Origin of the sequence: Calothrix sp. FACHB-168, assembly GCF_963889195.1 — a bacterium.
Classification (GTDB): Bacteria; Cyanobacteriota; Cyanobacteriia; order Cyanobacteriales; family Nostocaceae; genus Aulosira; species Aulosira anomala_A.
In genome coordinates this window covers 25507-37032 of record NZ_CAWPNJ010000029.1, presented here as the reverse complement: position 1 = coordinate 37032, position 11526 = coordinate 25507, and the positions used below count along the sequence as shown (strand labels likewise).

Sequence of the window (11526 nt, the reverse complement as noted above, 5' to 3'; positions counted from 1 at the left end):
CTTGTCCCCCCTGTCCCCCACACTCCCCCCTATGAACCCCAACACCCACCCATCCCCCCGCCCGCCGCGCGTTCCCCAGGGGACTCGTGACTCCCGCAGACACACGCCGAAAGCAGATATGCGGGGACTTTATCAAAGATCAATTAAAGAGTCATTTGTCAAGCTCCATCCCCGGATTGCTGTCAAGAATCCCGTGATGTTTGTCGTCTGGGTAGGGACAATTGTGACATTTCTCGTCACTCTCAACCCCAATTTATTCGGTACATTACAGGCAGATGTCAACCAGCAACGGTTGTTAAATGGATTAATTACCTTAATTCTCTTTTTCACAGTTGTCTTTGCTAACTTTGCCGAAGCAGTCGCCGAAGGCAGAGGAAAAGCCCAAGCAGATTCTTTAAGGTCAACACGTTCCGATGCGATCGCGCGGAAAATTCTTCCCGATGGTACAATCATCCAAGTTAATTCCACAGAATTGCGCCGTAACGATTTAGTCAAAGTCATCGCCAATGACATGATTCCGGCGGATGGCGAAGTTATTCAAGGTATCGGTTCGGTAGATGAATCGGCAATTACAGGAGAATCTGCCCCTGTACTCAAGCAACCAGGTACAGATATCGCTAGTTCTGTCACGGGAGGAACGCGCTTACTCTCCGATGAATTAACAATACGCATTACTGCCGACCCCGGTCAAGGCTTTATCGACCGGATGATTTCTTTAGTCGAAGGTGCAGAAAGAACCAAAACACCAAACGAAATCGCCCTCACCGTATTATTAGCCGTTCTCACCCAAGTCTTTTTAATTGTCGTGGCAACCATGCCACCCTTTGTCAATTACATCGCCAACTTTATCACGATTGTCTTTGGCGCAGAAGCCGGCATCAGTTTACGTGCAGGTGCTAGCGTTGCTATCTTAATTTCCCTGTTGGTAGCTTTAATACCCACAACTATCGGTGGTTTACTCAGTGCAATTGGCATTGCTGGCATGGATAGAGTCGCCCAATTTAACGTCATTGCCACATCTGGCAGAGCAGTAGAAGCTTGCGGTGACATCAACGCCTTAGTGCTAGATAAAACAGGTACAATTACCTTGGGAAATCGCATGGCTGATGAATTTATCCCAGTGAATAGTTACACCGTTGCAGATGTCGCCAGAGTTGCCCTAGCAGCTAGTATATTTGATGAAACACCAGAAGGCAGGTCAATTGTCAAACTAGCCGAAAATGCTGGAATAGTAGTAGATTTTGATAGTAAACAAGCCGAAGGTGTAGAATTTTCCGCCAAAACCCGCATGAGTGGCACGAATTTACCCAATGGTAAACAAGTGCGTAAAGGTGCAGTCGATGCCATTAAAGGCTTTGTGCGTTCTCGTGGTGGTAGAATTCCCGATGATGTCGATGCAGCTTATGAGCGAGTTTCCCGATTAGGCGGTACACCCTTAGCCGTGTGTCAAGATGACCAAATTTTCGGCGTTATCTATCTCAAAGATATTGTAAAACCAGGTTTACGGGAAAGATTCGACCAACTACGCCGCATGGGTGTACGCACCATCATGTTAACCGGAGATAATCGCATCACCGCAAGTGTGATTGCCCAAGAAGCCGGCGTTGATGACTTCATCGCCGAAGCTACACCAGAAGACAAAATCAGCGTCATTCGTAGCGAACAATCCCAAGGTAAACTAGTCGCCATGACAGGCGATGGCACTAATGATGCACCCGCATTAGCTCAAGCCAACGTCGGTGTAGCTATGAACTCCGGGACTCAAGCCGCCAAAGAAGCTGCTAACATGGTGGACTTAGATTCAGATCCCACTAAGTTAATTGATTTAGTGACTATTGGCAAACAATTGTTGATTACTCGTGGCGCATTAACCACCTTTTCGATTGCGAATGATATCGCCAAATACTTTGCTATTATCCCCACAATCTTTGCCGCCGCAGGAATTGGTGCATTAAATATTATGGGATTGAAAAGTGCGCAATCAGCAATTATTTCGGCGTTGATTTATAACGCTTTGATTATTCCTGTATTGATTCCCTTAGCACTTAAAGGGGTGAAGTTTCGTCCTTTAACGGCGGATCAATTATTGAAACGCAACATATTTATCTATGGTGTAGGTGGTATTATTGCACCTTTTATTGCCATCAAATTTATCGATGTAATTCTCCCCTTCTCTTAACCTCTCTTCTCTTGGCGCTCTTGGCGTCTTGGCGGTTCATTAAAAAAAAGAATCTCACGCAGAGGCGCAGAGGCGCAGAGAGAATCAAAAATTATCATACCAATTATCTCAACTTCGGCAACAAATTAAAATCCTCATTTCTCTGTGTTCTCTGTGTCTCTGCGGTTCATTTCTTACAAATACCGATGCGGTGCAATTTAATGAATGTGACATATCAATTGTCGCACAGGGCGGGGAGACCCCGCCCCTACGATGACGTTCTTTTTATTGATTTATGAAAACTCAAAACTCTTATACCCACATAATTGAAGATGTCGCTGCAATATTCGCGGATTTGCGTCAACAAAAACTGCCTTTATCCCTATTCTTAGGAATGTGCTTTAACCTAATAATTGCGCCTGTCGTATATGCAGCCACAGGCGAACAATTTGATCGCACCCAAGCCTGGGCTTTAGGATTATTAGGATTAGCAACCTTAAGCCTTTCCATCTATTTATTTTTTGTCATGTTTGTACCGGAGAAATTCTAATGAGTTTAGCAACAGAAGCTAGCAGAGCAATTCGTTCTACCCTTGTATTGTGGATTATTAGCGCCATTATCTACCCATTTTTCACGATCGCAATTGGGCAGATTGTCTTTCCATCCCAAGCTAATGGTAGTTTAATTACAAATAGCCAAGGTCAGGTTATCGGTTCTAGTTTAATAGGTCAACCCTTTAAGAGCGATCGCTATTTTAACTCTCGCCCTAGCACCACCAGCTACAGCACCGCCAATCCTCAACAAGATGACGCGAAAATTCTCCAAACTGGGGTTTCTGGCGCTAGTAATCTCGCTCCCAGCAATTCAGCCTTACTAGAACGCATCAAAGGTAAAGATGGCGATTTCACTCGACTCAAAACCGCAGGGATACAACCCACCGCAGATTTAGTTTACACCTCTGGTTCTAGCCTTGACCCCCACATTACCCCAGCAGCCGCTAAAGCGCAAATTACCCGCATCGCCAAAGCGCGAGGAATTTCACCCCAACAGTTAGAAACTTTGATTAATCAAAATACTGACAGTCGCTTTTTGGGTATATTTGGCGAACCTGGGGTGAATGTCTTGCAATTAAATCTCGCTTTAGATGCATTAAAATCTGCCAGTTAAATGCGGAATAATTAATGAATGTTTCATAACTCGACAATTTCACCTGACAGCGCTTATATTCGTCCTCACCGACGCGGGAAACATAAAATTTTCATCGGGATGGCTCCTGGCGTCGGTAAAACCTACAAAATGTTAGAAGAAGCCCATCAGCTTAAGCAAGATGGGATTGATGTTGTTATCGGTGTTTTAGAAACTCATGGACGCAAAGAAACAGCAGAGAAAGCGCTAGGTTTAGAAATAATTCCCAAAACAGTCACTATCCAAGAAAAGGTGACTTTAGAGGAAATGGATACAGATGCCATTGTAAAGCGATCGCCTCAACTTGTGTTAGTCGATGAACTCGCACACACAAATGTACCCGGTTCTCTCAGAGAAAAACGCTACCAAGATGTAGAAGAAATTTTAAATGCTGGTATTGATGTTTACTCCACCGTCAACATTCAGCATTTAGAAAGTTTAAATGATTTAGTCGCGAGAATTACAGGCGTTGTTGTGCGCGAACGCATTCCCGACAGAATATTAGATGAAGCTGACGCCGTTGTCGTCATTGATGTCACCCCCGAAACCTTAGAAGAACGTTTGCGTGAAGGGAAAATTTATGGCTCCGAAAAAATTCAGCAATCCCTAGAAAACTTCTTTCAGCGTCGTAATTTAATAGCTTTGCGCGAACTCGCCTTAAGAGAAGTTGCAGATACAGTTGAAGATGACGCCAACACTTCTCATTTAGAAGGACAAAGTTGTAATATTCACGAACGAGTTTTAGTATGTGTCTCTACTTATCCTAATTCCGTGCAATTATTGCGTCGAGGTGCGCGGATTGCGAATTACATGAATGGACGACTTTATGCTATTTTCATCGCCAATCCAGAGCGCTTCCTCAGCAAAAAAGAAAGTTTACATATTGATACTTGTGAAAAGTTATGTAAAGAATTTGGCGGCGAATTTTTACATGTTAAAAGTTACAATGTAGCTCCAGAAATTGCCCAAGTCGCAGCCAAGTATCACATCACCCAAATTGTCATTGGCGAAACTCAACAACCGCGTTGGAAAAGATGGTTAAAAGGTTCTTTTACTCAGCGATTGATGGAGTTAATTAGAAAACAAAATATAGATTTGCATATTATTGCAACAGAGAAGTAACTTTAATTCGTAATTTGTAATTAATTAAAGTCAGGACTTACGCAAAATTTTCCAAAAAGCTTAATTTATGGAACCGCCAAGACGCCAAGAACGCCAAGAGTTCAGAGAGTGTGGGTAAGTCCTAAAAGTATTAAATGTAGTGGCGTGTCTAGCTTAAAATGTGGCAAGATAATTTTCCTGTGGGGTGGACATCTTGTCCGCCCAGGACGGGCGAGACGCCCATCCCACAAGAGTTTTATTAATGCACTATTTTAGCCTTGTCGCGCTAGTAGGGTGTGTTGTCGCGTAGCGCAACGCACCAATAATCAATACAGTCAACCGTCAACCGTCAACTGTTAACAAATAATAAATTTATTGATTACTTGCCCTTAGCGTAGCGTAGGCTTACTGAGTATTGGTTAGGTAAATTAAGTGGCACACAAGCAACCACAAGATATTTGCTGACAAGATTTGATAAACGTATATCCTTATACAGATGCGGTTTATGTTACCAGATATCCCGCTCAGATTTGAAATTAAGCTGCCATCTTACCATCCTCAATTATTGGAAGGACTGGACTTATGGTTGCGTTTTGGTTTGATATCGGATAGCCAAGTTAGACAGATTTGTCGCGAATATCTTGTGTGTCCGAGAATAGTGCCGGTTGCTGTGACTACGGGAACCGTCGATCCGGTGAAACCATTACCTGTAAATATGTTACAGGCAATTTCTATACCGTCGGCTAGCCGCGATGCAGAACCAGCAGCCAAGCCAGCAAAACCCAATTTTCTCACGACTATGTTGCAGTCTTTGGGTGAGGAATTGAGCGTTCGTTGGTTGCTGTTTTTAGGTGTATTTTTAGTAGTGGTATCCTCTGGGGTACTAGCTGCGAGTCAATGGGAAAAATTCCCCGCTTCGGGACAATATGGGGTTTTATTTGCTTATACTTTAAGCTTTTGGGGCTTCGGTTTTTGGGCGGCGAAACAAAATAATTTGCGATTGACGGCGCAAACATTACTTTTGGTGAGTTTATTGTTAGTACCTGTCAATTTTTGGGCAATGGACAGTTTTAAACTGTGGCACAATCCTTTAGATTGGATCACAGTGGCGATCGCAGCTCCAACTCTGACAGTGATGACGGCTTTACTGTTCAGTAATCGTCTATTTTCAATTAATTTACGTACTGATAAGTTACTTTTAGTTAATATTCTGGGCTTATCTTTCTTACATTGGGGTTGGAAATTACCCAATTTTCCCCTAATTGCCGTTTATTTGGCAATGATTGGCACAACTATTATTACTATTTATCATAATCGCTACCGCAGGCAGAAAACTCCAGATGCTACACCGACTGAAGGTAGCAGCCGGATTAGTTTAGGAATTCGCTTACCAGCTGCGATCATTGTATATGCCCTGATAGTTTTATTAATGCGGGCAATTTTTATTGTCCAAGTAGATGTTACTCAACTGGGGTTAGCCATTGGTATTTGCGGTTGGTTAATGACTTGGTTGGCGCAACGGGAGATAGCAGAGCAGGGGAGCAGAGGAAGCAGGGGAGCAGAGGAAGCAGAGGGAGCAGAGGAAGCAGAGGAAGTAATTTCTTCCTTGTCCCCCTTGTCCCCCTTGTCTTCCTTTATTATCTGGGAAAGACTCGGCAGCATTGTACTATTCTTGGGTTGGTGTGTTGCAGTTTTCAACTATCCGGGGCAAGCTATTGCTGTAAGTGGCTTGGCTTTGCAGTTTTATGGAAGTCGCTTGCAAAGATATAGTTTACAGACTGATTTCGTTGCAGTATTTGTCATTGGTTTACAGGCGATTTGGTTAGGTTGGCGGTTAGTACCTGCAAATATCCAAACACAAGCGATCGCATTTGGTACACAATTAACTCATTCTCAAAATGTACCTTGGGCTTTGTTAAGTATTGCTTTGTTTCCTTACCTAATATTAATGGTGGGATTAACAGATTTGTTTTATCGTCAGCACAAGCGCCAATTGGTAATCTGTGGTGATGGATTGACGCTGATTTTAGGGACTGTGTTAACGACAATCGCTTTGGTAAATCCCACATTGCGATCGCTCAATTTATTATTATCTACCATCACTTTAGTTAGCATTACCAAACGCCGCTTACCCAGACAAAGCCAATCTTCTCCCTTGGTATATCTCACCCACATCATGGGAGTTTTGACGCTTTGCTCGACTGTGGATTGGTTATTCCCAACTTTGGGGAGGGAATTCTGGGCGAGTATTTTGTTAGTGTTGATGGTGGTGGAGTTAGGATTAAGTCTGACTCAGGGAATTTGGCGAGAAAGTGCATTGCTGATTGGTTTAGGATTAGCCGCCGCCAGTTATATTTTACTTTGGGCAAATGGCGAATCAGCTTGGTATGGTGAGGTGCGCAGTCAGCACCAGTGGGGAATTATCTGGTTAGTTACGCCGTTAACTCTTACAGCTATCGCCAGCCGTAACAATACCCAGGAACGCACAGTTAATACTACCTTGAGTATTGTCTCGTTAGGATTGGTGCAGTTACTAACTATACCTTTACCAGGGACAAGATTAATCGCTTTAGCAATAGCTACGGCGGTGATGTATTTCAATACAAGTTATTTACGCTACGAACTGACAGCCGCAATTACTCTAGGCTTTGGACTGAGTTTTATCGGTACGCTGTTGTGGGAAGGAATTCCCGGATTACCCCATTTAAGTGTTGCAGGTTGGTTTTTAGTAGGCGCGATCGCTACTTTTAGTTTATGGTATGGGCGAGCATTTTTAATCCGGCAAAACAAGCCACTCGCAACCATATATGCAAAAGCTAGCGATAAATGGGCGATCGCATTTTGTAGTCTAGAGTTATTCTTGCTCACAGTCCATTCCCTCGCTGTTTACGAAAAATTCCAGACATCAGGAGTTTTATATTTAACTAGTATCGGCATTACTTTAGCAGCTATTGTCTATCGCAGTTGGCGCGAACCAAATAACTGGGCGTTTTACGGTATTGGCTGGGGGTTGGAATTACTGGTAGCAGAAATCCTCGGCTTTTGGGGACGTTCGACAGTAAATATGGCGATCGCGAATATTGCTTTGGGTTTAAGCGCCGAAGTTGTGGGAGAATGGTGGCGACGACGCTATCAAGTACGCCTCAACAGCTTGCATATTCTGCCATTGGTGTACGCTGTTTTAAGTGTGATATTACGCCTAGATACCTTTGAAAGTTGGACAGGCTTATGTTCTCTCGGCGTAGCTTTAATTTTCATTGGTGTAGGGCGCAGAACCGAGAAATTCCAACCCCTGCTGTACTTGGGAATTATTGGTGTTTCTCTTTCTGCTTATGAACTGCTGTTTTACCAAATGTCCCAAGCCAAAGGTGGCGCTTATGGCGATGCCTTAATTGCAATGGCAACTTTGGGTACAGGTATTATGTACGCCTACCGGATTTTATCACCTTGGCTGGGCGATTATTTACGTTTAACTCCCAGACAATTAAAAGCCATCACTCATTTGCACTGGGCTTGGAGTAGTTTTTTATTATTAGCGGGAATTGTTGCACCCATCGAAGTGAATCGCCTGTTAGGTTTGGGTACGGGGATTGTCTTGGTTCAGTATGCAATATTTGCAGGGAGGAATATCACCGCATCTACTCAAATCCTGGGTGAAATTACCATCGCCGAGATTTGGGTATACATCGGTTTATTACAAGTAGCCGCCCTGAGAATATATTGGCGTCAGACAATTATCGAGCATCTTTTCGGTAATATTTTATTACCTTGGAATGGTGCGATCGCTTGTGTGTTTGCTTATTTCCTCTACATTTTACCTTGGGAGGATTGGGGCTGGTCAAGACGACCTTGGCGCAACGCAGCATATATTATCCCACTAATAATTTTAGCGGAAACCAGCCTGAAAGTTTACCCGATAACTTTAGCGATCGCTGCTTGTTACTATATCTTCCTCGCCAAAATAGAAAACAACATTCGCTTTACCTATATCAGCATCGCCTTAATTGATTGGGCGTTATGTCGCTGGTTCGTTGACTTACAGCTCAATGATAGTTTGTGGTATGTCACAGTCATTGGTTTATCTTTACTGTATATTGCCCAAATAGATCCTTGGCTCAGGCTACCAGAAGGTAAAGAAACTCGCCACAGTTTAAGGATGGTGGGGAGTGGCTTAATTTGCGGTTGGGCTATGTTCTTTAATCAAGATACCGCCCTTATACCGGGAATTTTCAGCTTAATTGCCATTTTCGCCGGCTTAGGCTTGCGAATCCGCGCCTTTCTTTATGTGGGTACGGCGGCGTTTTTATTTACTAGTATTTACCAGCTAGTAATTTTCAGTTTGCGTTATCCTTTTTTAAAGTGGGTAGTTGGCTTGTTTGTGGGGATAGTCTTAATTTCTATCGCTGCTAACTTTGAAACCCGACGGGCGCAGATTAGTTCTTTACTGCGTAATACTAATGATGAATTTCATCATTGGCAATAGGGTAATTCTGAATTTTTGCCTTAATTCCCGTGGAACGGTTTACTAGAAAAAGCGTCGATTATTTCAATGTTCAAGATTCTATGAGGAGAACTTTGACATGATATCTAAGGATAATAGTCCTAAAGACCGTAGCTCAACTGATATAATTAAGCAATTTCTACTAGGCATCGCATTTGGATTAGTGCTGGCGCTTATCCCTCTGCAATACATCTCGCTATCAGTTATAGAGTTGAAATTGTTACATATCATTGTTTTAGCTGCACTAGTTTTATCTTGTGGAGTAATAGCGGCTATTTTCGGAAACAAATTTTCGGGTTGGTTGATGACATTTCTAGACTCTATTCCTCCTTTGAGTTGAGTCTTTACAAGTATTGGAGCAGAAAGCCCACACTTTATGCTTGCATCAGTGTGGGTATTTTACGGTTAGGATGAATGCTTTTGCAGAGCGTCTCGAAGAGAAGCACCGACGGTTTCCCTGTGGTGGAGTCTCGTTTTTTAGCGATTGCGATATAGTCAACAGTCAACAGCCCTTATTAGTTTTTATATCATCCATTGCAAGTTTTGCGATCGCCTATAATATCGCGAATTTCCCCGACTAATTGCTGATAGCGCGAGTCAGACAATACTGGTTGTGCATTCTGTACGTCAATCCCTTGCGCTAAATCAATCCAAGATTTGCAACCACCATATTGCGTTAGGTAAGGAATTTCCGTGACTTGGGCTAATTTATAAGTCCGCAGCAGGAGGATATATAATGGTTGGCGAGGTTTCCATTTTAAGCGATCGCTAATAAAATGCTCATTCCAAATGTGGAAAGGAAGCAAGCTGTTAACTATTGACTCGTCACTCACTGGTAAAATATCGGTAATTTCTGCCCAACTACCGATGCGCACCGTCTCTGGATGCCAACCTGATGTTACAGGAAATACACCATCAGCATAATCAGGTTTGAGTAAAAAAGGTTGTTGATGCTCAAATGTCGGGTAAAGTAAAACTTGGTCATGAGCAACTTGAAACCGACCATTTTGTTCCTTAATACCGCCTTTACGCAGTAACATAATAGTCTTACCAGTTTCTAAAGCCTCAATAGCGATCGCCCATTCCTTAAGTGCATGAAAATTTTTGCTTAAATTCATTGAAATCTACTTTAACTGCTATACAAAACTTGGCTAAACTTATCTAAGCTTCGCCATTCAACTAAAGTTTTCTTTAGAGGGTCTGCTTCCTGCTTCCACCAAGGGAGTCGGCTCCTTCTTGTCCACAGGCGTAAATTCGGCTCTAGCCGAGCCTATTTTGCGGTCTGTCCAATTTTTTTCTGAAGCTTTTAGCCATTGTTCAAAATTATTTTCCACCTATTTAAAGAATCTTGGTATCACCTTCGACCTTTTTAAAGGCTGGCTACTAATGAACGCGACTTTGGTTTACAAACCAGATATGAAGTTGGCCTTGGTTTTCGGCACTGATTCTAAACTATCAGACAGTGAAAACGCTGTCAAGTTGCTCATGGTGACTAATTATAAGTAACTTTAGGAAAGTATTTGCCTATTTAGTCAAGCTCTGATTTATTTTCTCTCTAAGACCGCTACAGTAGAAAACTATCCAGGGAGATGAAAGAGGAAATAACTATGTCTAAGCGAACACTAGGAAAATCATCTGTGCAAATCACACCTATTTTAATGGGGACTTGGCAAGCTGGTAAAAAAATGTGGGTAGGAATTGAAGATGCAGACTCAATTCAAACAATTCGCGCTGCATTTGAGGCGGGAATTACCACCATTGATACAGCTGAAGTCTATGGTGATGGACATTCTGAGCAGATTGTCGCTGAAGCTTTAGCCGATGTCAGAGAACAGGTAGAATATGCCACAAAAGTATTTGTTAACCATCTCAAGTATCAGCAAGTCATAGAAGCTTGTGAGCGTTCGTTAAAAAATCTCAAAACTGATTATATCGACCTTTATCAAATTCATTGGCCATCCGGTTCTTTTAATAATGAAATTGTCCCCATTGAGGAAACAATGAGCGCTTTAAATTTGCTGAAAGAGCAAGGTAAAATTCGCGCCATTGGAGTTTCTAATTTTTCTCGCGATCAACTAGCCGAAGCATCACAGTATGGCAGAATTGATAGCGTACAACCGCCCTATTCCCTATTTTGGCGACAAATAGAAAAAGATTTAACGCCTTATTGTGTAGAAAATCAAATTTCTATTTTGGCTTATTCACCCTTAGCCCAAGGATTATTAACAGGTAAATTTCCTCGCGGTACTAAATTTGAGCAGGGAGATAATCGCGCAGATAATAAGTTATTTCAAGGAGAAAACTTTGAACGCGCTCAACAAGCTTTAGATAAATTACGCCCCATCGCCGAGAAACACAACGCCAGTTTAGCGCAGTTAGCCCTAGCCTGGTTAATAGCCCAACCCCAAGCAAATGCGATCGCCGGTGCGCGTTATCCCCAACAAGCCAAAGACAACGCCCTAGCCGCACAAGTCCAACTTTCGCCAGCAGAACTTGCAGAGATTGATGCTATTGGACGCATTGTAAGCGATCGCTTAGACGACAGCCCAGTTATGTGGAATTGGTAAGTCACTTCCCAGTC

At 42.8% G+C, this 11526-nt stretch carries 7 protein-coding genes; 6 read left to right on the top strand and 1 reads right to left on the bottom strand.

Annotated elements, in window-relative coordinates; all coding sequences use genetic code 11:
• Positions 1-31 precede the first annotated feature (31 nt).
• The 5 genes from kdpB (at position 32) to AACW45_RS17925 (ending at position 8927) form a co-directional block, all read left to right on the top strand.
• Positions 32-2179, top strand: a complete 2148-nt coding sequence (kdpB, locus tag AACW45_RS17945) for a potassium-transporting ATPase subunit KdpB (protein ID WP_190633915.1) — start codon at positions 32-34, stop codon at positions 2177-2179.
• A gap of 274 nt (positions 2180-2453) precedes the next feature.
• Positions 2454-2708 carry a potassium-transporting ATPase subunit F gene (locus AACW45_RS17940; protein ID WP_190633913.1) on the top strand — a complete coding sequence of 85 codons (255 nt, stop codon included), beginning with the start codon at positions 2454-2456 and terminating at the stop codon, positions 2706-2708.
• Positions 2708-3325 (top strand): K(+)-transporting ATPase subunit C, encoded by a 618-nt coding sequence (gene kdpC, locus AACW45_RS17935; protein WP_190633910.1) that lies wholly within the window; start codon positions 2708-2710, stop codon positions 3323-3325. Before AACW45_RS17940 ends, kdpC begins: the two co-directional genes overlap by 1 nt.
• A gap of 18 nt (positions 3326-3343) precedes the next feature.
• The gene (locus AACW45_RS17930) at positions 3344-4465 is read left to right on the top strand and encodes a sensor protein KdpD (protein WP_190633908.1); all 1122 of its coding nucleotides are present in this window, start codon (positions 3344-3346) and stop codon (positions 4463-4465) included.
• A 484-nt stretch (positions 4466-4949) separates the two neighbouring features.
• Complete coding sequence (locus AACW45_RS17925) at positions 4950-8927, top strand: DUF2157 domain-containing protein (RefSeq protein WP_190633906.1); 3978 nt, start codon at positions 4950-4952, stop codon at positions 8925-8927.
• A 545-nt stretch (positions 8928-9472) separates the two neighbouring features.
• Here AACW45_RS17925 and AACW45_RS17920 read toward each other — a convergent pair.
• A complete protein-coding gene (locus tag AACW45_RS17920; RefSeq protein ID WP_190633903.1) occupies positions 9473-10063 on the bottom strand; it encodes a DUF1802 family protein in 591 nt (196 codons plus the stop codon).
• A gap of 489 nt (positions 10064-10552) precedes the next feature.
• Here AACW45_RS17920 and AACW45_RS17915 point away from each other — a divergent pair, with 489 nt between their 5' ends.
• A complete protein-coding gene (locus AACW45_RS17915) occupies positions 10553-11512 on the top strand; it encodes an aldo/keto reductase (RefSeq protein ID WP_190633901.1) in 960 nt (319 codons plus the stop codon).
• The last annotated feature ends 14 nt before the right edge of the window (positions 11513-11526 follow it).